The sequence below is a fragment of the Corallococcus sp. AB011P genome (genome assembly GCF_003611605.1).
Lineage (GTDB): Bacteria > Myxococcota > Myxococcia > Myxococcales > Myxococcaceae > Corallococcus > Corallococcus coralloides.
In genome coordinates this window covers 152,727-178,105 of the sequence record NZ_RAVX01000016.1, presented here as the reverse complement: position 1 = coordinate 178,105, position 25,379 = coordinate 152,727, and the positions used below count along the sequence as shown (strand labels likewise).

General features: G+C 71.0%; 24 protein-coding genes. 12 read left to right on the top strand and 12 right to left on the bottom strand.

Annotated elements, in window-relative coordinates:
- Positions 1-5: 5 nt before the first annotated feature.
- Positions 6-521, bottom strand: a complete 516-nt coding sequence (locus D7X30_RS30690) for a hypothetical protein (RefSeq protein WP_120566520.1) — start codon at positions 519-521, stop codon at positions 6-8.
- 315 nt (positions 522-836) lie between these two features.
- On the opposite strand from D7X30_RS30690, the gene D7X30_RS30685 reads away from it, so the two are divergent.
- The gene (locus tag D7X30_RS30685; protein WP_120566519.1) at positions 837-1,907 is read left to right on the top strand and encodes a M23 family metallopeptidase; all 1,071 of its coding nucleotides are present in this window, start codon (positions 837-839) and stop codon (positions 1,905-1,907) included.
- Positions 1,908-1,925: 18 nt separating this feature from the next.
- Here D7X30_RS30685 and D7X30_RS30680 read toward each other — a convergent pair whose 3' ends face one another.
- The 9 genes from D7X30_RS30680 to D7X30_RS30640 all read right to left on the bottom strand — a co-directional run bounded on the left by D7X30_RS30680 (position 1,926) and on the right by D7X30_RS30640 (position 12,516).
- Complete coding sequence (locus D7X30_RS30680) at positions 1,926-2,690, bottom strand: TetR/AcrR family transcriptional regulator (protein ID WP_120566560.1); 765 nt, start codon at positions 2,688-2,690, stop codon at positions 1,926-1,928.
- 153 nt (positions 2,691-2,843) lie between these two features.
- The gene (locus D7X30_RS30675) at positions 2,844-3,194 is read right to left on the bottom strand and encodes a helix-turn-helix domain-containing protein (RefSeq protein ID WP_014398120.1); all 351 of its coding nucleotides are present in this window, start codon (positions 3,192-3,194) and stop codon (positions 2,844-2,846) included.
- Between the two features lie 67 nt (positions 3,195-3,261).
- Positions 3,262-5,925, bottom strand: coding sequence for an LPS-assembly protein LptD (locus tag D7X30_RS30670; RefSeq protein ID WP_120566518.1), 2,664 nt, complete (start codon positions 5,923-5,925; stop codon positions 3,262-3,264).
- Between the two features lie 51 nt (positions 5,926-5,976).
- Complete coding sequence (locus D7X30_RS30665) at positions 5,977-7,476, bottom strand: AMIN domain-containing protein (RefSeq protein WP_199724592.1); 1,500 nt, start codon at positions 7,474-7,476, stop codon at positions 5,977-5,979.
- 98 nt (positions 7,477-7,574) lie between these two features.
- A complete protein-coding gene (locus D7X30_RS30660) occupies positions 7,575-8,846 on the bottom strand; it encodes an alpha/beta fold hydrolase (RefSeq protein WP_120566516.1) in 1,272 nt (423 codons plus the stop codon).
- 18 nt (positions 8,847-8,864) lie between these two features.
- The gene (locus D7X30_RS30655) at positions 8,865-10,169 is read right to left on the bottom strand and encodes a folylpolyglutamate synthase/dihydrofolate synthase family protein (protein ID WP_199724591.1); all 1,305 of its coding nucleotides are present in this window, start codon (positions 10,167-10,169) and stop codon (positions 8,865-8,867) included.
- 19 nt (positions 10,170-10,188) lie between these two features.
- Entirely contained in the window at positions 10,189-11,040 is an 852-nt protein-coding gene (gene accD / locus D7X30_RS30650) for an acetyl-CoA carboxylase, carboxyltransferase subunit beta (RefSeq protein ID WP_120566515.1), read from the bottom strand.
- 68 nt (positions 11,041-11,108) lie between these two features.
- Positions 11,109-11,864: an MBL fold metallo-hydrolase gene (locus D7X30_RS30645; RefSeq protein ID WP_120566514.1), complete on the bottom strand. Its 756-nt coding sequence runs from the start codon at positions 11,862-11,864 to the stop codon at positions 11,109-11,111.
- A gap of 1 nt (position 11,865) precedes the next feature.
- Positions 11,866-12,516: a Crp/Fnr family transcriptional regulator gene (locus D7X30_RS30640; RefSeq protein WP_014398127.1), complete on the bottom strand. Its 651-nt coding sequence runs from the start codon at positions 12,514-12,516 to the stop codon at positions 11,866-11,868.
- A 152-nt stretch (positions 12,517-12,668) separates the two neighbouring features.
- Here D7X30_RS30640 and purM point away from each other — a divergent pair, with 152 nt between their 5' ends.
- The 3 genes from purM (at position 12,669) to D7X30_RS30625 (ending at position 15,126) form a co-directional block, all read left to right on the top strand.
- Positions 12,669-13,706 (top strand): phosphoribosylformylglycinamidine cyclo-ligase, encoded by a 1,038-nt coding sequence (purM, locus tag D7X30_RS30635; protein WP_120566513.1) that lies wholly within the window; start codon positions 12,669-12,671, stop codon positions 13,704-13,706.
- Entirely contained in the window at positions 13,703-14,368 is a 666-nt protein-coding gene (gene purN / locus D7X30_RS30630) for a phosphoribosylglycinamide formyltransferase (protein ID WP_120566512.1), read from the top strand. The genes purM and purN overlap by 4 nt, the downstream gene beginning before the upstream one ends.
- Positions 14,369-14,628: 260 nt before the next feature.
- Positions 14,629-15,126: a DUF523 domain-containing protein gene (locus D7X30_RS30625; RefSeq protein WP_370051802.1), complete on the top strand. Its 498-nt coding sequence runs from the start codon at positions 14,629-14,631 to the stop codon at positions 15,124-15,126.
- 19 nt (positions 15,127-15,145) lie between these two features.
- Here D7X30_RS30625 and D7X30_RS30620 read toward each other — a convergent pair whose 3' ends face one another.
- Positions 15,146-16,213, bottom strand: a complete 1,068-nt coding sequence (locus tag D7X30_RS30620) for an enoyl-CoA hydratase/isomerase family protein (protein WP_120566510.1) — start codon at positions 16,211-16,213, stop codon at positions 15,146-15,148.
- Positions 16,214-16,296: 83 nt separating this feature from the next.
- On the opposite strand from D7X30_RS30620, the gene D7X30_RS30615 reads away from it, so the two are divergent.
- The 6 genes from D7X30_RS30615 (at position 16,297) to D7X30_RS30590 (ending at position 22,280) form a co-directional block, all read left to right on the top strand.
- Positions 16,297-16,986 (top strand): HAD family phosphatase, encoded by a 690-nt coding sequence (locus tag D7X30_RS30615; RefSeq protein WP_120566558.1) that lies wholly within the window; start codon positions 16,297-16,299, stop codon positions 16,984-16,986.
- Positions 16,987-17,082: 96 nt separating this feature from the next.
- Positions 17,083-18,600, top strand: coding sequence for an NAD(P)-binding protein (locus D7X30_RS30610; RefSeq protein ID WP_120566509.1), 1,518 nt, complete (start codon positions 17,083-17,085; stop codon positions 18,598-18,600).
- Positions 18,601-18,704: 104 nt separating this feature from the next.
- The gene (rpmB, locus tag D7X30_RS30605) at positions 18,705-18,896 is read left to right on the top strand and encodes a 50S ribosomal protein L28 (RefSeq protein ID WP_014398134.1); all 192 of its coding nucleotides are present in this window, start codon (positions 18,705-18,707) and stop codon (positions 18,894-18,896) included.
- Positions 18,897-18,919: 23 nt separating this feature from the next.
- Positions 18,920-19,867 carry an N-acetylmuramic acid 6-phosphate etherase gene (gene murQ / locus D7X30_RS30600; RefSeq protein ID WP_120566508.1) on the top strand — a complete coding sequence of 316 codons (948 nt, stop codon included), beginning with the start codon at positions 18,920-18,922 and terminating at the stop codon, positions 19,865-19,867.
- 107 nt (positions 19,868-19,974) lie between these two features.
- Positions 19,975-21,138, top strand: coding sequence for an anhydro-N-acetylmuramic acid kinase (locus D7X30_RS30595; protein WP_120566507.1), 1,164 nt, complete (start codon positions 19,975-19,977; stop codon positions 21,136-21,138).
- On the top strand, positions 21,135-22,280 hold the full coding sequence (locus D7X30_RS30590) for an ATP/GTP-binding protein (RefSeq protein ID WP_120566506.1): 1,146 nt from the start codon (positions 21,135-21,137) through the stop codon (positions 22,278-22,280). Before D7X30_RS30595 ends, D7X30_RS30590 begins: the two co-directional genes overlap by 4 nt.
- Positions 22,281-22,326: 46 nt before the next feature.
- Here D7X30_RS30590 and D7X30_RS30585 read toward each other — a convergent pair whose 3' ends face one another.
- Positions 22,327-23,412, bottom strand: coding sequence for a DUF4388 domain-containing protein (locus tag D7X30_RS30585; RefSeq protein ID WP_120566505.1), 1,086 nt, complete (start codon positions 23,410-23,412; stop codon positions 22,327-22,329).
- A gap of 32 nt (positions 23,413-23,444) precedes the next feature.
- Between D7X30_RS30585 and D7X30_RS30580 the strand changes: the two genes are divergently transcribed.
- Positions 23,445-24,380, top strand: coding sequence for a metalloenzyme (locus D7X30_RS30580; protein WP_120566504.1), 936 nt, complete (start codon positions 23,445-23,447; stop codon positions 24,378-24,380).
- Between the two features lie 11 nt (positions 24,381-24,391).
- Positions 24,392-25,360, top strand: coding sequence for a hypothetical protein (locus D7X30_RS30575; RefSeq protein ID WP_120566503.1), 969 nt, complete (start codon positions 24,392-24,394; stop codon positions 25,358-25,360).
- Positions 25,361-25,379 lie beyond the last annotated feature (19 nt).

Sequence of the window (25,379 nt, the reverse complement as noted above, 5' to 3'; positions counted from 1 at the left end):
CTTGCTCAGGCCGGAATGATGCGGCGGGCCGCCAGGCGCACCGCCGCCAGGGGCAGCGACGCCAGCCGCTGCATCGCCGAAGCCACGTCACCCACGCCGGTCCGGATGGCCTTGAGCTGCCGGCGCGCCTCGTCGATGAGGTCCGGCAGACGGCCCTGCTGCACCGGCCGCTCCTGGGTGGGAGGCAGCGCGCCGATGGGCGCCGTCGTCCCGATGACGGGCGACGCGGCCGCCTTGCGCTGCTTCTTCGTGGCCCCGCTCACACGCGACACCGGTCCGTGGGAGAACTTGGCGTCCGCCTCCGGACGGGCCAGCTCCTCCAGCTGAAGCTCCATCTTGCGCGCGGTGAGGATCTCCTCCGTCTGCGCGTGGCTCTTGCCGTAGTGGATGCCCTCGTGTTCGTCCACCGGCACCCGCGACGACTGGGCGAGGTGCGCCTTGTCGCGCTGACGCAGGCTGCGCTTCTGCGGCGGCAGGGTCTTGGGTACCTGGAAGTGGTCGAAGCTGTAGGAGCGAGGCATGCGCGCCCTCCCTTTCGAAATTGATGTGCTGCGTTGATGTGGGAAAGCTAGGGAGCCCCTCGCCGTCCGTAACGCCTTGACATGGGGAGTTCTGGCACGGCTGCCTGCCGCACGTCCGGCCAGGAACACCCTTTCGCCTCCGAGGGCACCCAAGTACCGGCAATGGCACACCTCAGGAGCTCGCCTCCGGGACGGGCGGCCAGACGTCCAAGAGGAGGCATCCAGCCGGGCCCTTTCGGCCAGAGAAGCAGCCAGCCAACACGCCCGACACCGCCGCGGGAAGGTTCCGCGCGCGCGTGGTGTAAAGAACGGCCCATGCCCGCCCGGAACCCTCCCGCCGTCCGCCTCCTCGTCCTCTCCCTGCTCGCCTCCGGGTCTCCGGCGCTCGCCGCCGCCACGCCCACCGCCTCCTCCGCGGTGGTGACGGGCAGCGTGCCGGGCTCCACGGCCACGCCCTCCACGTCGGGCCTCCGCGCCCCGGGCGCGCCCACGCAGGGCGCCGTGCACCAGGGAGAGCTGGCGCCGCTGAAGGTGGCGCCCGTGGGCGGGCCGCACCTGTCGCTCCAGCCCGCCAACCCCAAGCCGGGCGACCCGGTGCTGGTGACGGTGAGCGGCGCGTCCTCGCTGCCCACGGGCACGATCGCGGGCCGGCCCCTGCGCTTCTTCGCGTGGAACAACGGCTACGCGGCCCTCACCAGCCTGCCGGTGGAGCAGCCAGAGGGCACCGTGGCGGTGGACGTCACGGCCCCCGGGCGCGGCCTGCCGGTGCTGCTGTCCGGCGTGCTCAACGTGGGCGCGCCAGGCTTCCGCGAGCGCGAGCTGCGCGTGGCCAACAAGTACGTGAAGCCGCCCAAGGCGGTGAAGGCGCGCATGGAGGCGGACCGCAAGGCGTTCGCCGCGGCGTTCGCGCAGTCCTTCCAGACGCCGCTGTTCGGCCAGAACTTCGCATGGCCGCGCGAGGCCACGGTGACGGCGCCCTTCGGCGACCGCCGCTCGTTCAACGGCAAGCTGCAGACGCAGCACTTCGGCGTGGACCTGGACGGCGCCACGGGCTCGCCGGTGGTCGCGGCCAACGACGGCACGGTGGTGATGACGCGCGAAAACTACGCGTCCGGCAACACCGTGCTCGTGCACCACGGCGCGGGGCTCTACACCGCGTACTTCCACCTGTCCCGCATCGACGTGAAGGACGGCGCGCAGGTGAAGCAGGGAGATCCGCTGGGCCTGGTGGGCAGCACCGGCCGCGTCACCGGACCGCACCTCCACTGGGGCGTGAAGGCGGATGACCGCTGGGTGGATGGCCAGACGCTGCTCAAGCTGGACTTCACCGGCGCGCCGGAAGCGCCGGGCGTGGCCACCAACGCGCCCGGCATGGGCAACCCGTAGCGCGCCGCGCGGCCTTCTTCAGCCGCGCTTGGGCGCCCGGGCCCTGGGCGCGGCCTTCTCCCGCTTCAGCGGGGCCGCGTCCTCCTGAGGCTCCTCGCCCTTCGGAAGCTCGTGCTTCGCGGGCTCCTGCTTCGCGACGTCCGCCTTGGGGGACGCGCCGCTGAGCAGCACGCCGTGGAGGAACGAGTCGGCGATCTGCGCCTTCGCGCGCTCGAGCATCACCGTGTCGCGCGCGTCCGCCAGCCCCACGACGAAGGCGGTGAGCCCCATTTCGATGGAGCCGAAGAGCAGCGCGGACGCGAGCAGCGGATCCACGTCCGGGCGCAGCTCCCCCGACTCCTTCGCGCGGGTGAACATCTGCGCGCTCAGGCGGATGACGTCCACGAAGGCCGTCTGCCGGTTGATGCGGGCTCCGGCCGGTGAACGGGCAATCTCGAGAATGAGCACCTTCACCGCGCGGGGGTCCACGCGGTAGGCCTCGAAGGCCACGTCCGCGATGCGGCGGACCTTCTCCACCAGCGGCCCCTCGCTCTCCGCGACGGCGCGCGCACGCGCGATGAAGCCGCTCCAGCCCGTCTCGAAGACGGTCTCCAGCAGCTCATCCTTGTTCTTGAAGTAGTGGTAGACGAGCCCGTACGCGACGCCCGCCTCCTTGGCGACGTCCGCGATACGGCAGCCGTGGTAGCCCTTGCGGGCGAACACGTCGATGGCGGCCCGCAGGATGGTGCGGCGGCGCTCGCTCTCCCGCGTCCCGCTCTCCGGCGCCGTCTTCTGCTGGCCCACGCGTCCTCCCACGGCTGGTTGATTCAAGAATCAGCCAGCCACGCTACGGACGCGGGGCTCCGGGGTCAATCCTTACGTGGGGCCCTCCGCCGCGCCGGGGGGGAGGCGGGCGGAAGGGATACGCACGGGGAAGAGCCCTCCCCGGGAGGGGATTCAGGCCGCCGAGCCGTTGAACATCACGCGGGCCACGCCGAGCAGGCGGTCCACGTCGCGCGCGTTGAGGCCACGAGCGCGGGCGAAGTCAGACAGGGGACGCAGCAGGTCCTCCGTCTGGGCGGGCGTCTGCTCGGTGCCCGTGAAGAGCTCACCGAGGCTGACACTGAGGGCGTTGGAAAGGGCCGCCAGGGTTTCCACGTGGGGCACGCGCTCGCCGCGTTCGATCATCGACAGGAAGGACACGCTGATCTGCGCTCGCTCCGCGAGCTCTTCCTGCGTCCATCGCTCCGGGCGCTGCGTGCGAAGCTCGCGAATGCGCTGGCCAATTCTTTTTCCGAGATCCGACACGAAGTACTTCTCCTCTAGGGGGGATGTTTCCGAGGTGTGTGCAACGCTCGCGTACGGCGGGTGATTCCTATCCTCCCGACCCGAAGGATCCGAATCCGGCCACACTCAAATTCACGCCGGCGAATTCCGGCGTCTGATTGCGCCGCAGGATCACAACCCCTTCGATACGCCAGCAGTCACAGGCGGGTCCATACGACACGCCAAAGGTCTGCTGTGCAAGGGGCTGACTTTCCTGGGTAATCAGATCCTTATAAAGCGGCTGCACCAGTGCTTCGTATCGCAACCCGAGCCCAAATCCGAGCTTGATTCGCGTACCGACAGTGAGAGCCTGTGCCCGTTCGGTCGGAGAGGGGTCGAGTTGGTCGTTGTGGGACGGGAGGGGACGAGGTGCGTCTCCCACCAGCATGTCCACCCCCCGGCGCGCGAAATCGGGTCCTTGTGCCAAAGGATCCAACCCACGATCAATTGACAATTGTTTCACGGCCAGCAGGTCGTCGTAGCGCGCGTACAGCGCGTTGCCCTTGCCATTGTCGATGGTGAAGTCGGCGGACAGCTGGGTGATGTCGAGCGTCGTTGGATCCATGCGCACGAGCCCGCCCGCGGTGAGGACGCCGGCGCTGGCGGACAGGCGCGCGAAGGTGTCGCGCAGCACGCTGCCCTGCACCATGTCCCGGCCCGCGACGGGCGCGATGCGCGACAGGTCGAAGCCCTGGCCGATGCGCAGGCGCAGCGGTTCGCGGGTCGTGGGCCCCTTGCGCACGCGCAGCGTCTGGTCCACGGCGACCACGGCGTGGAGGAAGCCGCGCACGCTGCCGTCGGACTGGAGCGGCACCGCGGAGTCCCACTCGTCATAGATGAGCGGCACGGTGCCGGTGCCAATGCCGTTGAGGGCGGTGAGCCCGTGGCCCCAGCCGCCGGGCACGTAGCGCAGGTTCACCGACGGGGACAGCGTGTGCCGGTAGAGCGTGTCCCGGTCCACGAAGGTGCGCGCCAGCTGCGAGTCCAGCGCCAGGTCCGCCAGCGCATAGCCTCGCGCGGCGGTGCGGCCGGAGACCTCGCCCACGGACACGTCCTGGCTCAGCCCCACCGAAGGCGTCAGCCGGCCCCAGTTGCCCAGCCCGTAGGACGTGGACAGACGCGAGGCCAACGCCACGCGGTCACGGCCCTCGCGCTCGGTGGGGTCCAGGCGGCCGTTGCCCTCCAGCTCATCGACCACGGCCGCGGCGTCGGGAGGCGTGCCCTCGGGGCGCCAGAAGCCATTGAGCGAGTAGAGCCCGTCGGAGCCGTCATCCGCGAAGCCGCCGCTGCGCAGGGGCGCCAGCCGGGTGTACTCCACCTGCATCCCGCCCATCACGCGCCCGCCGAAGAGGGGCCGCTGCGGCAGGGCCAGGGTGATGCCCGGCAGGCGCTGGAACGTCGTGGGACCGTGGGGGGTCCTGGCGACGTTGTCCGTCGTGGCCTCGGCGGGGATGGTGTTCGTCTGGAAGAAGCGGAACGGGTAGCGCAGGTCCTGGCGCAGCGACACGTCCAGCCCCAGGTAGCGGTCGTCGCGGCGCTGGTACACCACGGCGGTGCTGCGCAGGTAGTTGGTGTTCTGCACCAGCAGGTCGGCGGTGAGGTCGCGCGTGTAGAAGCCGTCCGACACGAAGTACGCGTCCACGCGGTCGTGCCAGCCGTCGCCCATGTCCTGCGTGTGCTGCCAGGACGCCTCGCCGCGCAGGCCCCGCTTGTCGTCCAGGATGGCGCCGGAATCGGTGCCCCCTTCGCGCATGAACAAGAAGGTGGTCGGATTGAGCCGGGGCCGCAGGTCGTAGAGGAACCCCAGGGTGGCGCGGCCCCGGGTGCGGTCGCTGGGGACGTAGCGGAATTCGGTGAGCAGCCGCGGTCCCTTCACGCCGTTCAGACGGGGCTCGAAGATGGGGTTGCCCGCCGCGTCCACCCGGAGCGTGTCGAGGTCACTGCTCCCCGTGTAGATGCCCGGGGTGAAGGTCAGGTCGTAGCTCTCCCCCAGCGTGAGGAAGACGGGCTGTTCCAGCGAGAAGCCGTTGAGGCCGGAGTTGGCCGGACGGGGGATGAGCAGGCCGGAGCGGCGTTCAGCCAGGGGCAGGTACAGCCACGGCAGCGCGAACACCGGCACCGAGCGCACGTACACCACGGGCCAGGTGAGGATGGCGCGCTCGCCCATCTTCACGTTGGCCTCCTTCGCCTCCACGCGCCAGCTGGGCTCACCCGGGCCGCACTGGCACGGGGTGAAGGCCAGACCATCCACGGAGAAGGCCGTCTCCCCGGTGCGGCGGATGCGCGTGCCGCTCATGAGGACGGGCGTCTCCCCCATCTTGCGCAGCTCGTCTGGCGTCTTGGCGGCCTGGAGCGCTTCGGGGGTGACGCCCTTCTTCTGCATGAAGAGGCCGCCCTTCACGTTGGCCTCGTTGGTGCGCAGGTCCACGCGCACGTCGTCCGCGATGGCGGCCATCAGGCCGCTGACGAACATCACATTGCCAGTGGCGGTGGCCACCTGCGTGGCCTCGCTGTACGTCACTTCATCCGCGCGCAGCACGTTGGGGCCGCTGCGCAGCTCGCAGTGGCCTCGGGCGGTGAGGATGTCGTTCTCGAAGACGACGTAGTCGGCCGCCAACTCCACGACCTCGCCGGTGGGGAGTTCCACCTGCGTGGCCAGCGGAATCTGGGCCGACACCCAGAGCGTCAGGACGACCGGGGCAAGGAAGGTCATGCGGGAGGCGTGGGCGGTGGGCGCCGTGCCGGCAACGGCGCCCGCCCCGTCCTACCGGCCCGGGCGCGGGAAGTCGAGGGTGATGAGGCCGCCTTCCTGGCGTGTCTCATAACGAACCCCCTGCTTCAGCTGGATGACGACGCGCACCGTCTGGCCCGCGCCGGAGAACGCCTCCACCCGCGACACGGCCGACGGGAAGAAGTGCGTGTCCAGGGGCAGCGTGTTGTTGGACTCCACCACGCGCGTGTTCTCCAGCTCCAGCACCACCTGTTTGCCGGAGGTGCTCACCGTGTAGCGCACCGGCTCGTTGGTGCGCACGAAGACGCGCGAGCTGTCCGACTGCTGCTGGAAGCCAATCTGCGTCATCGTCTTGCGGCGCGACGACACCGCGCCCCCGCCGCTCTCGCGCGACTCGGCCGCGGCGCTGCCCTGGCTGGGGCGGGCGCGCGACTCACGGGCCGCCAGGGCCTGCTCGCGGCGCTCACGGGCCTCCGCCGCACGCTGGCGCTTCTGGTCGGCGGCGGCCTCGCGGGCCGACTGCTGCTCCTCGCGGCGGGCCTGCGCGGCGGCCTGGCGCTCCTCTTCCTTCAGGCGCTTCGCCTCGGCGGCCGTCTGCGCGGCGGCGCGCTTCTGCTCCACGGCCGTCTTCGCGGCGGCCTGGCGCTCCTCGGCGGCGGCCTGCGCGGCGGCGCGCTTCTCGTCCGCGGCGGCCTTGGCGGCGGCCTTCGCGTCCTCCTCCCGCTGGCGCTTCTGGTCGGCGGAGGCCTGCGCGGTGGCGCGGCGCTCATCCTCGGCGCGCTTCGCGGCGGCCTGGGCTTCCTCTTCCTGACGCTTGCGCTCCGCGGCGGCGGCCTGCTCCGACGCGCGGCGCTCCTCGTCCTGGCGCTTCGCGGAGGCCTGGGCCTCCTCCTGTCGCTTGCGCTCCGCGTCCGCATCCGCCTTGGCGCGGGCGGTGGCCTCGGCGGCGGCCTTCTCCTGGGCCTCGCGCTCCGCCCGGGCGGCGTCAGCGGCGGCCTTCACGGCCTTCTCCTGCGCCTCCCGGTCCGACGCGGCGGCGCGGGCCGCGTCCTGCGCGTTCGAGCCGGCCTGGGTGTTGGCCGCGGTGGCCCCTTGCGCGGGGGTGCCCTGCCCTTCCGTGGGCGTGACCTGCGCGACGACCGCGCCGCCCCCGCTTCCCAGGACCTTCACCACCAGCTTGTTGCCGGAGGTCTGGATGTCCGTCTCCACCTCGCGCTCATAGCCGATGAGGATGCGCGCGATGGACGAGGACTCCGTGCCATAGGCCTGCGTGCGGATGCCCGTCACGGTGCCGTTGCCCACCGGCAGCTCCTCCGGCACGTCCTTGAAGACGGCGCCGGACACGTCGATGACGAGCCGGGGAGGGTCCGTCATGGTGAAGCTGTTGAAGTCCGCCTTCTTGCTGCCGGAGATCTCCACCGTTCCGCCGCTGACGGTGACGGACGTGATGGTGTTGTAGTCCACCGGCTGCTGAGCCAGCGCCACCAGGGGCACCAGCCACAACCCGAGCAGCGACACCGCCAAGCCCCTCATCGACCACTCCCGTGACATGCGTCAGAAGACAGACGCGCACGAAATTATCACGCACCCGGGAGGCACCAACTTTTCAGTCTGGCCGGAACGTCCGCGCTTCAACGCAAGCGCGGCAGGGCCGGCGAGCGCGTGCGGTGCGTGCGGGTGTATTCGATGAGGTTCTTGATGTCGTAGCAGATCTGCCGGATGTCGTGCCCCATGGTGAGCTCGACGTGGCTGTTGCCCTTCACCGGCCGCCACAGCAGGTACTCGCTCTTCGCGGCGCGGTAGACGCTGCGCGTGGATTCCACGGACGCCAGCGGATCCAGGTCCCCGAAAATGATGGCCATGGGGATTTCAATCTTCCCGAAGCCGCGCTTGAAGTCGTAGTCCGTGCGGTAGCAGACCATCTCGCCGCGGCGGATCCACCGGGCGAACTGTTCAATCACCTTGCGGGGCTCCCGCTCGCCGCCCTCGCGCAGGAGCCACCGGATGTCGTCCCGGCTGACGCGTTCGGTATTGATGAGCCGGTTCAGCTTGCGCGTGAAACGCTGATACAGCGCGGACTCGTCCGCTTGCGACAGCTGGCGCTCCACCCACTTGAGCACCACGTCCACCGGCACCGCGTTGAACACGAGCGGCTTGGGCACGTCCGGCTCCAGGCGCTTCTGGAGCGCGGGGCTGAAGGCGCCCGCCCCCTTCGCCAGCAGCGACCGGCCCAGCGAGGACGCGCGGCGGTTCAGGTTCAGTCCGCCCAGCGTCAGGTCCACGGCGCTCGCGACGAGCGGTGAGCCGTGCGCCAGCGCGCGCAGGAGCATGAAGCCGCGCCCCAGGTCCGCGGGCGACCCGATGGTGATGAGGCCCTCGAAGTCGTCGTGGATGCCGGCGTAGCCGTAGCCCAGCATGCCGCCCATGGAGTGGCCGCAGTAGAAGACGCGCTCACGGCGGGTGATGCGTTTGACGCCGGAGACGGCCGCCGGCAGGTCGTAGAGGAAGTAGCTGTCCAGGTCCCAGCCGTAGTCCAGGTCCTGAGGCAGCGGGCGCTTGAAGCGCTCCGCGCGCTCCTTCTGGAAGGCGATGGAGCTCTTGCCGTGCCCGCGCAGCTCCAGGATGTGGATGTCCACGCCGAAGAAGAGCAGGTTCTTGACGAACTGGCCGCTCGTCCACGTGTGCCGGTTCTGGGAGAAGCCGTGCACCAGCAGCAGCGGCTCACCGAACAGCGGCTGCGCGAACGCCTGTTTCACCGGCCGGTAGCGCGTGATGACGAGCGACCAGCCGTCCGCCGTCTCCACCACGTAGTTGGTCTTGGAGTACAGCGCCCGGAAGTCGACCTCGTCGACGGTGGGCATCGGAGGTCCCGGGAGCGCTGATCTCCAGTCCGGCAGGCGCATGTCGCAAAGTTACTGCTGCTACCGCATCGCGCCAAGGCTTCGGTCGACCCATCGCTTCACGGCGCCTACCAGGAACAGTGAGCCTGTAGCGAGTACCACGCCGTCCGGACGACCCACTGCATCGGTTCTCGCTCCGGCAAGGGCCTCCTCCAGGGAGGAGTGCGCGACGACCCGTGAACACAAAGTCCGTGCTTCAGCGATGTATCGCTCCGGGGCAAGCGAGCGCGGCGTGTCCAGCGGAGTGAGGTGAACAGAGGCCGCCAGCGGAAACAGGGCTCGCATCATCGGCCCCCGGTCCTTGTCCGCCACCACCCCGAAGACGAGGTGCAACGGCCGCCCGGCATAGAGCGAGTCCAGGGCCTCCAGTAGCACCGCCACGCCCGCCGGGTTGTGGGCGCCGTCCACCACCACCGTCGGCTCCTGGGACACCTCCTCCAGCCGCCCCGGCCAGCGCGCCGTGGCCAGCCCCTCGCGCGCGTCCTCCGGCGTCACCGCTACGCCCCGGGCATGGAGGGCCTCCAGACAGGCCAGGGCCACCGCCGCGTTCTGGTGCTGATACGGACCGCGCAGCGAAATCGTGAGGCCGTCGAGCGACCAGGCGGGTCCCCGGTAGAAAAGCGTCCCATCGGACCCGAGGTCGATGCCGAAGTCGCGGCGCTCCACCTGGACGGGCACGGCGAGCTGCTCCGCGCGGCGCAGGAGCGCGTCCAGGGCCTCCGGCTCCTGCCGGGACAGGACCACCGGCACGCCGAACTTGAAGATGCCGGCCTTCTCCCCGGCGATCTCCCGGAGCGAGTGCCCCAGGTACTCCATGTGGTCGAAGGACACGGGGGTGACGCACGTGACAACGGGGTTCGCGGCGGTGGTGGCGTCCAGCCGGCCGCCCAGGCCCGTCTCCAGCACGGCCACGTCCACGCGCTCGCGGGAGAAGTGCCAGAGCGCGACCACGGTGCCGAACTCGAAGTACGTCATCGGGTCCGACAGCGCGGAGGGGTAGCGCTCCAGGACCTCCAGGATGCGCTGCCCGAAGACGTCGTCCGGGATGTCCTCACCGGAGACGCGGATCCGCTCGTTGACGCGCACCAGGTGCGGGGACGTGTAGAGCCCCACACGGTGGCCGGCGGCCTCCAGCGCGCGCGCCACGAAGGCGCAGGTGCTGCCCTTGCCGTTGGTGCCGGCGACGTGCAGCGCCGGGTAATCCCGCTCCGGGTGATCCAGCGCGGCGAGCGCGTCCCTCACCCGCTCCAGCCCCAGCTTGATGCCGGAGGGGTTGAGCGCCTGGAAGAAGCGCAGGGCCTCTTCGGGGGTGCGGGGCGCGTCCATGGGTGGAAGGCCCGCCGCCCTACCCCAGCATGCCGAGGATCTGGCCCAGCTTCGCGCGCAGGTCCTTGCGGTGGACGATGGCGTCGATCATCCCGTGATCCAGCAGGAACTCCGAGCGCTGGAAGCCCTCCGGCAGCTTCTGGCGGATGGTCTGCTCGATGACGCGCGGGCCGGCGAAGCCGATGAGGGCCTTGGGCTCCGCGAGGATGATGTCGCCCAGCCAGGAGAAGGACGCGGCCACGCCGCCCGTGGTGGGGTTGAGCATCACGGAGACGTACGGCTTGCCGCTGGTGCGGAAGCGGGCAATGGCCGCGGACGTCTTCGCCATCTGCATCAGGGAGAAGATGCCCTCCTGCATGCGCGCGCCGCCGGAGGCGGAGAACACCACCGCGGGGCACTTGAGCTCGAAGGCGCGCTCGAACACGCGCGTGACCTTCTCACCCACCACGGAGCCCATGGAGCCGCCCATGAACTCGAAGACGAAGGAGCCGATGGAGACGGGGTGGCCTTCGATGCGGCCCACGCCGGAGATGAACGCGTCGTTCTCCTCCAGGTTCTTGCGTGTGGACTTGAGCCGGTCCTTGTACTTCTTGGAGTCGGTGAAGCCGAGCGGGTCCTGGGGCTCCAGCGCCTTGTCGAACTCCTCGAAGGAGTCCGGATCCAGCGTGGCCGCCAGCCGCGCGCGAGCCGTCCAGGCGTGGTGGTGCTCGCAGTGCATGCACACCATCCAGTTCTTCTCGAGCTCCTGGCGGTAGATGATCTCGTCGCACTGCTCGCACTTGGCCCAGAGCCCCTGCATGCGGGAGGGCTGGGGCTCGGCGGCTTTCTCTGCGTCGACGGCGATGCGGGGCTTCTTGGAGAACCAGGCCATGAGGCCCGGGGGTTAATCCGCCCGTCGCGGGCCGTCAATACCCGCGTACGCCGCGCCGCGGCACGTCCCTAGAACTGGAACGTCTCGCCCAGTTCCAGGACGTTCACGGGCAGCGGGGCCAGCTCCTTCTTGAGCTGGGTCACGAAGGCGGGCTTCAGGTGGTAGAGCATCACCTGGGCGCCGTTGCGGTCGAACTTGCGCAGCTCCGAGCCCACGGTGGCGGGCGTCAGGTGGCCGGAGATGTCCGCCAGGGCCTGGAGGCTGTTGGGGAAGCTGGCTTCCAGCAGCAGCGCCTTCAGGTTCTTCGTGGCGTTGAGCGCCTTCCACAGCTTGTCCGTGGGGCCGGTGTCGCCGCTCATGGCCAGCGACGTCTTGCCGTCGCTGATGATGAAGGCGCACGACTCCACGGGGTGGCTCACCGGCACGCTCTTCACGGTGTAGGGGCCCACCTGGAAGGTGCTGCCGGCGCGGAAGGTCTTGATGGCCAGGACGGGCTTGTGGCGCGTGGGGATGCGCGTGAAGTCCGGCCACAGCGAGTTGTTGAACATGTTCTCGCGCAGCGCTTTCGCGCACTCGCGGGAGGCATGGATGGTGACGGGCTTGTCCCTGCGGCCGATGACCAGGTCGGCGAGCAGCGGCAGGTCCTTCACGTGATCGAAGTGGCTGTGGCCGACGAGCACGTCGTCCACCTTGCAGAGCTGATCCAACGAGAGCGTGCCGGTGAGTGCGCCCGCGTCGAGCGCGAGCACGTCGTCCACGAGGAAGCAGGTGCTCCTGCACGTGGGAAGCTCGCCGCCGTGGCACCCGAGGACTTGCAGCTTCACGCTAGAGGTCTCCGAACTTCCACTTCATCTCGAGGTAGTTGAGGAAGTCATGCAGCCGGGCCGTGTCGTACACGGTCACCCGGTCACCGCTGCGCTCGATGAGGCCCGCGCGCTCCAGGCGCTCCAGCATGCTGCGCACGGCGGGCTCGCCCACGCCAATCTGCCGGGGCATCTCCCGGATGGCGAAGTCCACCTCCACGCCCTCCTCCAGCGGCCGGCCGCGTGTCTGGCAGGCCTGGAGGATTTGATGGACCACTCGGCTGGCGGGGTCGCCGTGGAGCAGGTTTTCGATCTGGGCGTCCGCCTCGGAGAGGCGCTCGGCCAGCTTCTTGATCATCCGCACGGCGATCTCCGCGTTGCCGCGGATCATCGCCTCGAAGGTCTTGGGGTCGATGACGAGCAGCTTCGCGTCGTCATGCACCACGGCGGAGGCGTTCCGGGGCTTGTTGGAGATGATGGCCATCTCCCCGAAGAATTCGCCCGGCCCCAGGACCGCGAGCACCTTCTCCACGTCGCGCACGCGCTTGGAGATGGCGATCTTCCCGGACTGGATGACGAACATCTCCTTGCCGATCTCTCCCTCGCGGAAGAGCTCGGTGCCCTTGGGGAACTCCTTGCCAAAACGTTGAAAGAGGGTTTCCTCGGCGCCCATCTGGCCCGCGAGTCAATCAGCCCCCACCCCACCGGTCAAATATCCCAGACCGATATCGTGCGGGCGCCCGAGGGCAGTGCGCCGCCGCAAACCCGACACGTCCCATCCGAGGCCCGAGACAGGGACCCCCGGGAGGGGTACAAGGCCGGCCCGTGGGAACGACCTACAAGCAGTCCGGAGTAGACATCGAGGCCGGCGACGCGTTCGTCGAGAAGATCAAGCCCCATGCCGCGCGCACCACGCGCCCTGAAGTCCTGGGCGGGGTGGGTGGGTTCGGTGGCCTGTTCGCACTGCCGCCCGGCAAGTACCAGGCGCCGGTGTTGGTGGCGGGCACCGACGGGGTGGGCACCAAGCTGAAGGTGGCCTTCCTTGCGGGGCGCCACGACACGGTGGGCATCGACCTGGTCGCCATGTCGGTGAACGACATCCTCACCTGTGGCGCGGAGCCGCTCTTCTTCCTGGACTACTTCGCCACGGGGAAGCTGGAGGTGGACGCCGCGGCGGAGGTGGTCAAGGGCATCGCGCTGGGCTGCGAGCAGGCGGGGTGCGCGCTGCTGGGCGGGGAGACGGCGGAGATGCCGGGCTTCTACGCGCGGGGCGAGTACGACGTCGCGGGCTTCTGCGTGGGCGTGGTGGAGCGCTCGGCCATCATCGACGGCAAGACGGTGCAGCCGGGGGACGCGCTCATCGGGCTCACGTCTTCGGGGTTGCACAGCAACGGCTACTCGCTGGCGCGCAAGGTGCTGCTGGACGACGCGAAGCTGCCCCTGGACATGACGCCGCAGGGGCTGGACCGGCCTCTGGGTGACGCGCTGCTGGAGCCCACGCGCATCTACGTGAAGGACGCGCTCGCGCTGTGCCAGGCCGTGAAGGTGAAGGGCATGGCGCACATCACCGGCAGCGGCATCCCGGGCAACCTGCCCCGGTGCCTGCCGGACGGCACGCGCGCGGTGCTGAGCGAGTCCACGTGGAAGAAGCCGGCCATCTTCGACCTCATCGCGAAGACGGGCGGCGTGGCGCGCGACGAGATGTTCAGCACGTTCAACATGGGCCTGGGCCTCATCGTCGTGGTGGCGAAGGAGGACGTGGCGAAGGCGCTGGAGGTGCTGCGCGCCCGGGGTGTGGAAGCGTCCGAGGTGGGCCGGGTGGAAGCGGGCCAGGGCGAGGCCACGGCGGTCATCGACCCATGAGCGCGCGGCGGGCGCGGCTGGGGGTGCTCGTCAGCGGCGGCGGGAGCAACCTGCAGGCGCTGCTCGACGCGGCCGGGCAGGCGGACTACCCGGCAGAGGTGGCGTGCGTGCTGTCCAACGTGCCCACGGCGTTCGCGCTGGAGCGCGCCCGGAAGGCGGGCGTGCGCGCGGAGGTGGTGGACCACAAGGGCTTCGGGTCGAAGGCGGACTTCGAGGCGGCGGTGCTCGGCGTGCTGGCGGACGCGGGCGTCGAGTGGGTGTGCCTGGCGGGCTTCATGCGGCTGGTGAGCGCGGACTTCCTGAAGCGCTTCCCGGGACGGGTGCTCAACATCCACCCTTCCCTGCTGCCGTCGTTCACGGGCCTGCATGCGCAACGGCAGGCGCTGGAGCGCGGCGTGAAGGTGGCCGGGTGCACGGTGCACTACGTGGACGCGGGCACGGACACGGGCCCCATCATCGCGCAGGCGGCGGTGCCCGTGCTCCCGGAGGACGACGAAGCGAGCCTGAGCGCGCGCATCCTCGCGGAGGAGCACCGGCTGTATCCGCTGGCCGTGCGGCTGGCGGTGACGGGCGCGGTGACGCTGGACGGGGCGCGCACGAAGGTGGACGCGCGAGTGACAGGAGACGGCACGGCGCTCCGCAGTCCGGGTGCCCCGAAGTGACGAAGGCCGTGGAGCCAGCGCATTCCGAGGCGTCCGAAGTGACGAAGGCCGTAGCACCGCCGCATGCCGCGCCCGAAGTGACGAAGGCCGTAGCACCGCCGCATGCCGCGCCCGAAGTGCCGAAGGCCGTAGTACCGCCGCATGCCGCGCCCGAAGTGACGAAGGCCGTAGCACCGCCGCATGCCGCGCCCGAAGTACCGAAGGCCGTAGCACCGCCGCATGCCGCGCCCGATGCGCCGAGCCTGACCGAGCTCGCTCCCTTGGATCAAAGCGGGGCGTCAGCCCGCGATGCTCGCCGAGCAGCCCTGCGCGCGGCCCCCACGGTGATGGTCAGCGCGTGCCTGCTGGGCGAGGCGTGCCGCTACGACGGACGCTCGCAGCGTTCGGAGCGCGTGCTCGCGGCGCTGGAGGGCAAGGCCGTCATCCCCATCTGCCCGGAGGCCGCCGCGGGCCTGGGCATTCCGCGGCCTCCCGTGGACCTCGCGGGCGGCACGGGCGTGGACGTCTGGGCCGGCCGTGCGCGGGCCCTCACGCGGGAGACGCGCGAGGACCGCACCGCCGCGTTCCAGGATGGCGCCAAGCAGGCCCTGGAGGCCGCTCGGCGGTTCGACGTCACGGTGGCGCTCCTGAAGGAGAAGAGCCCCTCGTGCGGCAGCCAGCGCGTCTATGAGGCGGGCGTGCTGCGCCCGGGTGAAGGCATCACCACCGCGCTGCTTCGAGCGGATGGACGCACCGTCGTGAGCGACGAGGACCTGTAACCGTCCCCGCGCGCGTTGCTCAGCCCAGCGTGGGCAACTCCATCTCGTCACCCGGCCGAGGCGCGAAGCACGCCTCGACCTCCGCGTCACTCACCTCCGCGAGCGTGGCCGGGCTCCATCGCGGCTTCTGATCCTTGTCCACCAGCACCGCGCGGATCCCCTCCTGGAAGTCCGGCCGCTGCGTCAGCGCCTGACTCAACCGGTACTCCATGCGCGCCGTCGCGTCGTAGTCCTGGCCGCGCCCGATGCGCAGTTGCCGCAGCGTCACCCGCAGGCTCGTCGGCGACATGCGCAGCAGCGTCGCGCGAGTCTCCTCCGCCCACGGCGTCCCCTCGCGCTCCAGCGCCGCGAGCATGTCCTCCACGCGGTCCCCCTGGAAGCACCGGTCGATGACCTCCGCTCGCGCGGCGAGCCCCGAAGCACCGGCGTCCTGATGGAAGCCCTGGAGCACGCGCGCCGCCACCTCGCGCCCCGGCCCGCTCCAGTCCGCGGCCGCCAGCGCATCCACCACGTCCTCCAGCCGCGAGGACTCCACCCGATGCGTCGCGTACCCCAACCACATCGCATCCGCCGCGTCACACCGCGCGCCGGTAAGCCCCAGGTATGTCCCCGCCTCGCCCGGGAAGCGAGGGAGGAACCAGCCACCGCCCACGTCCGGGAAGATGCCGATGGCCGTCTCCGGCATCGCGAGCATCAGCTTCTCCGTCACCACGCGAAAGGCCCCGTGCACGGACAGCCCCAACCCACCACCCATGCAGATGCCGTCCACCCACGCGACGAACGGCTTGGGGAAATGGTGGATCCGGTGATTGAGCGCGTACTCCGCACGGAAGAACTCGCGCGACAGCGATGCGTCCGAGCGTGCGACCGAACTGGCCACCGCGCGCACGTCCCCTCCGGCGCAGAACGCCCGGCCCCCGGCTCCGCGGATCACCACCGCCTTCACGGACGGATCCGCCGCCCAGGCATCCAGCTGGGGATGCAGCGCCCGGCACATCTCCAGGGAGAGCGCGTTGAGCGCCTTCGGTCGATTGAGGGTGACCAGGCCCACGGCCCCCCGAGTCTCCTGCAGCACGTCCTCGCTCATGGCGTGGGGGATATCAGCCCGGAAGGGGCTCGCATGGGAGATTCAGGGGTGACATGGCGTCGGAAATCGGTATTGGGGAGAACATGACTTCCGCAGCCGCCCCCCTGCTCGCCGCCGTCTTCGACATGGATGGCACGCTCGTCGACAACATGGACTTCCACAACCGCGCCTGGGTGACGCTCGCCCGGAAACTCGGTCTGGATGGCCTGACCGCGGAACGCTTCCAGAACGAGTTCGCGGGAAAGAAGAACGAGGAGATCCTCCCGCAGCTGCTGGGCCGCACCCTCTCCGTCGCGGAGCTGGACGCGCTCGCCGAGGAGAAGGAGTCCCACTACCGCGCCATCTACCGGCCGTACCTGGCGCTGCACCGGGGCGCGGAGGGCTTCCTCCACCGCCTGCGTGACGCGCGGTTGCTCCTGGCCGTGGCCACCGCCGCGCCGCACGGCAACCGCGAGCTGGTGCTGGACGGGCTCTCCGTGCGTCCGCTCTTCGCCTGTGTCGTCGGCGCTGAACAGGTGGAGCGCGGCAAGCCCGCGCCAGACATCTTCCTCGCGGCGGCGAAGGCCCTCCAGGTGCCCCCCGAGTCGTGCCTCGCGTTCGAGGACGCCATCAACGGCGTGCTGTCCGCGCGCGCCGCCGGCATGGTCACCGTGGGCATCACCACCACCACGACCGCGGAGGCGCTGAAGAACGCGGGGGCCCACTACACCGCCCCGGACTTCGACACGCTGCCCCCGGAGCTGCTCGCGCGCCTCTTCGTGTCCAGGGCCTGAGGGGGCACATACGCCCCACCCCGGGCGCGGCCTCCCTGGAGAGCCGGGCGCCAAAAGGGCGCCAGACGCGGTGACGTTGTGTAGTGTTCGGCGGCCATGTCGACGTCCGCCAAACTCAAGCTCCCCTCGGGCCCGTCCCGGCACGTCTACGACGTCATCGTGCTGGGCAGCCAGGTCGGAGGCGCGCTCGCCGCCGCGCTCCTGGCGAAGCGCAACCACCGCGTGTTGCTGGTGGAGCACGACGGCATGGGGCCCGGCTACGAGCACGACGGCTTCGTGCTGCCCTACGCCCCCTTCGTCGCGCCGCCCCTCAAGGCGATGCCCGCCGTGGACGAGGCCCTCAACGAGCTGGGCCTGTCCACCGCCATCGGCCGCGCGCTGCGCCCCCACGCGCCGGAGCTCCAGCTGGTGCTGCCCCGGAACCGGGTGGACCTGGTCGGGGACGCCGCCCGCCGCCGCGCGGAGCTGACGCGCGAGTTCGGCGAGGCCGGCGAGGGCATCCAGGGCGCGCTCGCGGGCAGCGCCGCGCAGCACGAGGCCACCGACGCCTTCTTCAAGGCCGGGCCCCAGCTGCCGCCCGACGGCTTCTTCGAGGGCTGGAAGCTCAAGGGGCAGATCAAGGAGCACCCGGCCCTGGACGCCACGCCCCGGCTCGCGGGCGAGGATCCGGCGCTGTCGCTGGTGCGCGGCCTGCTGCCCTTCCTCGTCCACCTGGAGAAGCCTGGCGCGCCCCTGGCGCAAACGCGGGCCCTGTCCCAGGTGCTCACCGCGCCGTCCACCTACCCCGGCGGAATGGACGCACTGCGCGACGTGCTCACCCGGCGGCTGACGGAGCTGGGCGGCGACGTGCTGGGCCGCGACAACCCGGCGGGCTTCATCGTCGAGGAGCTCGCGTTCGACGGCAGCAAGTTCTCCGGCGTGAAGCTGGTGCGCTCGGACACGCTCTACCGCGCGTCGTGCCTGGTGACGGCCACGGACTCCGGGGCGCTGCGCCGGCTGGTGACGGACAAGAAGCACCACCGCGGCCTGCTGGAGCACCTGGATCAGTCCAACATCAAGTCGCTGCTCTTCAGCGTGAACTGGGTGGTGCCGGAGGCGGCGCTCCCACGAGGCATGGGCGAGCTGGTGCTCGTGGACACGCAGGACGCGGAGCTGGGCCCGCTGCTCGTGCAGCAGCACCCGGCGCGCACGGCCGCGACCTCCGGGCACAAGGACGTGGAGGGCGTGCGTGTGCTGTGCGCGGGCGCCTTCGTCCCGGCCTCCGCGCGCGAAGAGGGCGAGGAGCACCTCCAGGCGCTGGCGAAGCGCATCGACGAGCACCTGGAGCGGCTGATGCCCTTCACGAAGCAGCACCGCGCGCTGCGATCGGTTCCCTACCTGGACGCCGGGGGAGTGCGCGGCAGCCGGCTCATGCCCCACCCGCTCTACAGCTTCGAAACGGAAGCCTTCCTGGGCGTCACGGGGTTGAAGCAGCGCACGCCCGCGAAGAACGTGATCCTGGCGGGCCGCGAGGTGCTGCCCGGCCTGGGCCTGGAGGGCGAGCTGCTCGCGGGCATGCGGGCCGCGAAGCTGGTGCAGGACATGTTGAAGAAGAAGGATCCGCTCAAGGGATAGGACCCGGGTCGGATCCGGCTGGATTTCCGGCCTGTTTCTGGTAGGGTCCGCCGCTCTTTTATGGGCTGCTGTCGAACGCCCCAGTTTTCAAGGAGTTAGCAGTCATGGCGTGGAAGTGCGACCTCTGTGGGAAGCGTCCGCTGGTGGGTAACAACGTCAGCCACGCGAACAACAAGACCAAGAAGCGGACCCTGCCGAACCTGCAGAAGGTGCGCGCGAACGTGAGCGGCAGCATCGAGCGCGTCCTGGCCTGCACCCGCTGCATCAAGGCGGGCAAGGTGACCAAGGCCGCCTGAAGTCCGGGAGCCTTCCGGTGGGCATGACGCGCGCTCGAAAGTCCGCGCTTCCGCCCACCGAACGGCTCCATCCCCGTGCGGATGACCTGGACCTCCTCCCTGTCGAGGCGGTCGTCCGACGGTTGCATCAAGAAGACCTGATCGCGCTTCGCGCGGTCCGTGAGGCGTTGCCGTCCATCGCGGCGGCGGCCCGGGCCGTGGCGGAAGCGTTTCGCGCTGGCGGCCGGCTGCTCTACGTGGGCGCGGGAACCAGCGGTCGGCTCGGCGTGCTCGACGCGAGCGAATGTCCCCCCACCTTCGGTGTCCCGGCAACGCGGGTCCAGGCGGCCATGGCTGGCGGCCGGCGGGCCCTGACGCGTGCCGTGGAGGGCGCCGAGGACGACGTCGCCGCGGGGGCCCGGGCGGTGCGGGCATTCCGGGCGCGGGCACGGGACGTGGTGTGCGGCATCTCCGCGTCAGCCTCCACGCCCTATGTCCGGGGCGCGCTGGACGAGGCCCGCGAGCGTGGGGCGAGCACGGTGCTGGTGTGCTGCAACCCGCCCGGGCCGGCCATGCGCGCGGACACGGTGGTGCTGGCGCGCACGGGGCCGGAGGTGGTGGCGGGCTCCACGCGGCTGAAGGCGGGCACGGCGACGAAGCTCGTGCTCAACGCCATCACCACCGCGGCCTTCGTGTCGCTGGGCCACGTGTACCGGGGGCACATGGTGGACGTGCGCCCCACGAACACGAAGCTGCGAGCCCGCGCGGTGCGCATGGTCGCGGAGCTGACGGACCTGCCCCCCGCGCGGGCGGCGGCGCTGCTCCAGGCCGCGGGGGACCACGTGAAGCTGGCGCTGGCCATGCACTTCACGGGGCTTCCGGCGGCCCAGGCGCGGCGCCAGTTGAAGGACGCGGGCCTGCGAGGGCTCGAACGTCCGGCGGCAGCCCGAGCGGCTCCAGGCCCGCGGCCACGTCGGCGCCCTTCGCGCTGAGCGAACTTCCTCCGGAATCCGACACGGAAGGCGTCATTCCCAGACACACGAGGTGCCCTCAGGGCCGGGGTCCGGCGGCCGTGGGAGCTGGCCTTTAGACTTGGGGCATGCGCCCCGCCACGCCCCCCTCCCCCTCCCTGCCGCCCCGGCTGTGCGTGGGCGTGCTGTCCGGCACCAGCGTGGACGCGGCGGACGCGGCGCTGTGCCGGGTGGACGGCACCGGCGCGGACGTGAAGCTCCAGCTGCTCGCGCATGTCTCCCATCCCTTCACGCCGGACCTGGTCGCGCGGGTGCTGGGTCCGCAGGACGCCCGGAGCCTCTGCGCCCTCAACTTCGAGCTGGGGGAGCGCTTCGCCGAAGCCGTGCTGGCCGTCATCGCGCGCGCGGGCGTGAAGCGCGAGGACATCCACGTCATCGGCTCGCACGGCCAGACCATGGCCCACCTGCCTTCGGACCTGTCCGCCATCGCCTCCACGCTCCAGATTGGCGAAGCGGCCGTCATCGCCGAGCGCACCGGCCTGCCCGTCGTCAGCGACTTCCGCACCCGCGACATGGCGGTGGGCGGCCAGGGCGCGCCGCTCGTGCCCTACCTGGACTGGGCCGTCTTCCGGAACCGCGAACGGCCGGACGTCACGCGCGCGTTCCTCAACCTGGGCGGCATCGCCAACATCAGCGTCGTGGGCGAGCACGTGGACGACACGCTCGCGTTCGACACCGGGCCCGCGAACATGGTGCTGGACGGACTGGCGCGCCGGGTGACGAAGGGCCGGCTCGCGTGCGACCGGGACGGGAGCCTGTCCTCCCAGGGCCAGGTGATCCCCGCGCTCATGGAGGAGCTGCTCGCGCATCCGTTCCTCGCGCGGCCGCCACCACGCAGCGCTGGCCGCGAGGGCTTCGGAGAACCGCTGGTGGACCGGCTCTGGGCGGCGGCCCCGGAGCAGCCCCACGACTTGATGGCCACCGCGCGGGCCTTCACCGTGGAGGCCACCGCGCGCGCCTTCGACACCTGGGTGCGGCCTCGCTTTCCCCGGCTGGAGGCGGTGTATGCCTCCGGCGGCGGGACGCGGAATCCGGTGCTGATGGCGGACCTGCGGGCGCGTCTGGCCCCGGTGCCGCTGGAGCGGCTGGACGTGCTGGGCTTCCCCGAAGAGGCGAAGGAAGCGGCCCTCTTCGCCCTGCTCGCGGCCGAGCACCGGGCCGGGACGCCCGCGAATGTTCGCCCGGCAACTGGCGCCGGGCGCCGAGTCGTTCTAGGTAAGCTGACACCGTGAGCAGCGTGAACCTGATGGCCCGCGAAGTGGCCGCGAAGATCGTCTTCTACGGCCCCGGCCTGTCTGGGAAGACGACGACCCTGCGAAAGGTCTACGAGACCGTTCGCCCGGCCCACCGCGGCGAGATGATGTCCATCGCCACCGAAGGCGACCGGACGCTGTTCTTCGACTTCCTGCCGGTGAAGGTGGAGCGCGTGGGCGACTGCTCCGTGCGCCTGGCCCTCTACACCGTGCCCGGGCAGGTCTTCTACAACGCCACCCGCAAGCTGGTGCTCCAGGGCGCGGACGGCGTCGTGTTCGTGGCGGACTCGCAGGCGGAGGCCATGGACGCCAACCGCGAGTCGCTGGCCAACCTGGAGGAGAACCTCCTGGAGAACGGCATCCGCCTGGACCGCTTCCCACTGGTGATGCAGTGGAACAAGCGGGACCTGGACAACATCCTCTCCGTGGAGGATCTGCGCCGGGAGCTCAACCCGCGCGGCGTCCCCGACTTCGAGACGGCCGCCGCCAACGGCCGCGGCGTGATGGACGCGCTCAAGACCATCACCCGGCTGGTCATCAAGGACCTGCGCGCCAAGCGCATCGTCCCGCCGCCCCGCCCCGCCCCGCCCGGCACGGCCCCCGCGGGCCTGGAGGCGCAGCTCTCGCAGCACCTGCACCACCGCCAGCCCCCGGCCGGGACGCCGCCCGCCCCTGCCAGCCCTACCGCCGCCACCATCGCCGCCACGCCCGTGCCCCGCACGCTGACGACGCCCGCTCCGCCGCGCGTGGAGCCCGCCGCCGTGCCCGCCATGGCCGTGGCGCCGTCCACGGGCAGCAAGCTCCTGGGGCCCACCAGCGCGCTGGCGCCGGGGGACCTCTTCGACCACGCCCGGGCCGCGGAGGCCGCCTTCACCGCCGGGGACTACACCACCTGCGTCACCGCCTGCACCGACGCCGTCCGCCGCGCCATGGCGTTCGCGGGTGAAGGCTCCCTGGCCCAGCAGGCCTTCCTGCTGCACGTGGACGGTTCGGACCTGCTGCGCCTGCAGGGCCTGTCCACGCTGCCGCAGCTGCGCGTGGACGACGCGGCGTTCGCGCTCTACGTCCTCATGCAGGTCTTCGTGCGACTCAACGCCGTGGGGCTTCCGACCGCCGGGTGATGCGCGCGTGGGCCCGGCTCGAGCCCGGTGCCCACGGCGCTTCCGTTCAGCGCGGGAGCGTGAGCTGCAACAGCCCCATGCGGTGCAGCTTCGCCAGCGTCTTGAGCGTCTCCAGCTCTCGCGCGGGGCTGGCCAGCACCAGCGTGGACACGTCCCACGTCCCGCTGACGAGCCCGGCGATCTGCCGCTCCTCCGGCTTGAGCATCACCATCGCCTGGGGGGCCTGGATGAGCTGCGGCACCACCAGCGGCGGCAGGTCCGCGTAGAGCGCGGCCACGTGCTCGCGCTGCACCAGGCGCGCGAACTCGCGCACGCGCCGGTCCGCGGGGTCGCTGGCCAGCAGGGACGCGCAGACGATGCCGGCCGCGTCGTACTGGCCCTCGCGCATCAGCACCGCGCCCTTCTCCAGCATCTCCGCCACCGGATCCGCTTCCACCTGCGGCGCGCCGTCCACCTCCACCAGCTTCGCGCGCAAGAGTTCGTGCACCCGGCGCGTCACCGACGAGCGCGACACGCCCATGGACAGCCGCAGCCGCCCCAGGTTCTGCGGCGTCGTCGTCAGCGCCAGGATGATCCGGTGCATCAGCGGCTGGCTGGGGCTGGGCGGCGACAGCGCCTTCACGCTCAGCGCGTCGATGGGCAGCGCCTTGTCCACGTCCCCCTGCTCGTCCACCCAGCGCAGGGACTCGAAGAGCAGCTCGCGGATGCTCATGTCGGACGGCACCCAGTCCTCACCGGTGCGGTCCGCGTCCTCCGTCCAATGGAAGGTGCCCTGCCCCGCGATGGTCAGGTCCGTCATCGCCGCGAACAGCTCCTCGCGGCCCAGGTCGCGCACCCACCTTGCCTGGACACCGTGCGCGTCGAAGGCCGCGTCCACGTCCGGCGTGCGCGCCAGTTCGTCGAACGCCGCCAGCACGCGCGTGCCCGCCGCCAGCTTCGGCAGCGACAGCAGGCGGGCCACCCGGCCGCGCAGGCCTTCGCTCGCGGTGGCGCCCACCTGGCCGGACAAGAGGAACAACTTGCGCTCGCCTGCCTCCCACGACAGCTGGAGCGTCCCCGTCTTGCGGGAGCTGTCCAGCCATTGAAGGAACTCGGGGAGCGGGTAGCTGAAGAGGTCGCCGTGGATGGCCATGCGTGTCGGATTCGAGGATACAGTCCCAGGCCGTGCGCGTCGCGGTCCTGTTCATCGACGGGGTGGGCATCGGACGGAAGGACCCGGCCGTGAACCCGCTCGCGGACCGCGACCACCTCCTGGCCTGGTTCCAGGACGCCCCAGTCCCCGTCCTGCCCCATGGCGGCATGGGCCTCCCGGTGGACCCCACCTTCGGCGTGCCCGGCCGGCCCCAGTCCGCCTCCAACCAGACGGCCATCCTCACCGGGGACCCCGCCCCCGTCCTCGTGGGCGGCCACGTGCTGGGCTACCCCAACACCGCCCTGAGGGATTTGCTCGCGGAACGCTCCATCGTGCGGCGCCTCAAGGCCGCGGGCCGCACCGCCACCTTCGCCAACGCGTATCCCGCGCCGTATCTGGACGCGCTCGGCGTCCCCCGGCGTCCGTCCACGTCCCCGCCGGAGTTCACCCTGCCGGAGCGCGCCGCGCGCAAGGTGCGCCCCTCCGCCGCGAAGCTCGCCTTCGCCGCGGGAGGCGAAGCGCTGCGCACGCTGGACGACGCGCGGGCCGGAGACGGCCTCACCCACGACATCACCGGCGCCGCCGCGCGCGCGCACGGACTGGACGTGCCCCACCGCACGCCCGGCGAGGCCGCGGCCCTCTTCTGGCGCATCGCGGGACAGGCGGACTTCACCTTCTTCGAGCACTACCTCGCCGACGAGGCCGGCCACGCCCAGGACTTCACGGCCGCCCGCCTGGCGCTCGACACCTTCGACGCCTTCCTGCGCGCCGTGGCGGCCACCCGGCCGGACGACGCGCGCGTGTTGGTGTGCAGTGACCACGGCAACGTGGAGGACCTGTCGGTTCGAGGACACACCGTGCACGCCGTGCCCATGCTCTACTTCGGCCCCTCCGCCCCGGAGGTAGCGTCGTTCTCCACCGTCGCGGACGTGGGCCGCGCGGTGATCCGCTGGCTCGGGGCCAACTAGAGGGACGCTGGATGCGGGTGGGCGGTACCGGACGATGGAGCCAGCTGCCCGCCCTGCTCGCGGTGACGCTGCTCCTTTCCGCGTGCGCCTCCGTGCAGAAGGCCCCCAGCCCCGCCGCCACGCTGGCGCTGCCCGGCGGTGAGTTCCTCTTCGAGCACTCCGCGAAGGACGCCCAGTCCGCGGACATGGTCCGCCGCGCCGTGGAGAACGCCGGGCCCCACCTGGCCCGCTGGGGCATCTTCCAGGAGCCCGTCACCCTGGTCATCCACCCGAACCACGCCGCCCTGGAGCGCGCCGCCCGCCGCTCCGGCTACGACTTCCTGCGAGCCTGGGCCCGCTACGAGCAGGTGGAGGTCCAGAGCCCCCGCACCTGGACGCGCGCCGGCGCCACCCAGAAGCAGGTGGACGAGCTGCTCCTGCATGAGCTCACCCACAGCCTCATGTGGCAGGCGTCCGCCACCGTGTCGGACTGGACGAAGAAGGGCATCCCGCTGTGGTTCAGCGAAGGCATGGCCTCCTACACCGCCAGCCAGGGCTACCGCGTCCCCAGCCTGGAGGACCTGGCCCGCTTCCTCCACCAGTACCCCCAGGCGGATCCGCTCGCCCGCGCCGAGTCGCTCTACGAGACCGAGAACGCCACCGTCTACGGCGCCGCCCACCACGCCTTCACCTTCCTCATGGAGCGCTACGGCGAAAAGCGCGTCCGCGGCGTGCTCGCCGCCATGCGCCGGGGCCAGGACTTCACCGGAGGCTTCCTGGAGGCCATCGGCCTGCCCGTGGACGCCTTCCTCCGAGACTTCCGCCGCTACGTGTACCTGCGCGGCTTCAAGGGGGGCCGGCTGACCCCACCTCCGGCCCCTCCACGCCCGGAAGGGCGCGGAATTCCTGGGAATCCGCAGCTCAAAGCGCCATCCACCCCACATTCGCCCACTTCCACGCCACCGGACACAACTCCGGAGGCCCCAAGTCCGACAAGTTGAGCAAGCCCGCTATGCGTGG

Coding starts and splice junctions, on each gene's coding strand:
- D7X30_RS30690 (WP_120566520.1), bottom strand. CDS start 521: ATGCCTCGCTCCTACAGCTTCGACCACTTCCAGGTACCCAAGACCCTG.
- D7X30_RS30685 (WP_120566519.1), top strand. CDS start 837: ATGCCCGCCCGGAACCCTCCCGCCGTCCGCCTCCTCGTCCTCTCCCTG.
- D7X30_RS30670 (WP_120566518.1), bottom strand. CDS start 5,925: ATGACCTTCCTTGCCCCGGTCGTCCTGACGCTCTGGGTGTCGGCCCAG.
- D7X30_RS30665 (WP_199724592.1), bottom strand. CDS start 7,476: ATGAGGGGCTTGGCGGTGTCGCTGCTCGGGTTGTGGCTGGTGCCCCTG.
- D7X30_RS30660 (WP_120566516.1), bottom strand. CDS start 8,846: ATGCGCCTGCCGGACTGGAGATCAGCGCTCCCGGGACCTCCGATGCCC.
- D7X30_RS30655 (WP_199724591.1), bottom strand. CDS start 10,169: ATGGACGCGCCCCGCACCCCCGAAGAGGCCCTGCGCTTCTTCCAGGCG.
- accD (WP_120566515.1), bottom strand. CDS start 11,040: ATGGCCTGGTTCTCCAAGAAGCCCCGCATCGCCGTCGACGCAGAGAAA.
- D7X30_RS30640 (WP_014398127.1), bottom strand. CDS start 12,516: ATGGGCGCCGAGGAAACCCTCTTTCAACGTTTTGGCAAGGAGTTCCCC.
- purN (WP_120566512.1), top strand. CDS start 13,703: ATGAGCGCGCGGCGGGCGCGGCTGGGGGTGCTCGTCAGCGGCGGCGGG.
- D7X30_RS30620 (WP_120566510.1), bottom strand. CDS start 16,213: ATGAGCGAGGACGTGCTGCAGGAGACTCGGGGGGCCGTGGGCCTGGTC.
- D7X30_RS30615 (WP_120566558.1), top strand. CDS start 16,297: ATGACTTCCGCAGCCGCCCCCCTGCTCGCCGCCGTCTTCGACATGGAT.
- D7X30_RS30610 (WP_120566509.1), top strand. CDS start 17,083: ATGTCGACGTCCGCCAAACTCAAGCTCCCCTCGGGCCCGTCCCGGCAC.
- rpmB (WP_014398134.1), top strand. CDS start 18,705: ATGGCGTGGAAGTGCGACCTCTGTGGGAAGCGTCCGCTGGTGGGTAAC.
- murQ (WP_120566508.1), top strand. CDS start 18,920: ATGACGCGCGCTCGAAAGTCCGCGCTTCCGCCCACCGAACGGCTCCAT.
- D7X30_RS30595 (WP_120566507.1), top strand. CDS start 19,975: ATGCGCCCCGCCACGCCCCCCTCCCCCTCCCTGCCGCCCCGGCTGTGC.
- D7X30_RS30585 (WP_120566505.1), bottom strand. CDS start 23,412: ATGGCCATCCACGGCGACCTCTTCAGCTACCCGCTCCCCGAGTTCCTT.
- D7X30_RS30575 (WP_120566503.1), top strand. CDS start 24,392: ATGCGGGTGGGCGGTACCGGACGATGGAGCCAGCTGCCCGCCCTGCTC.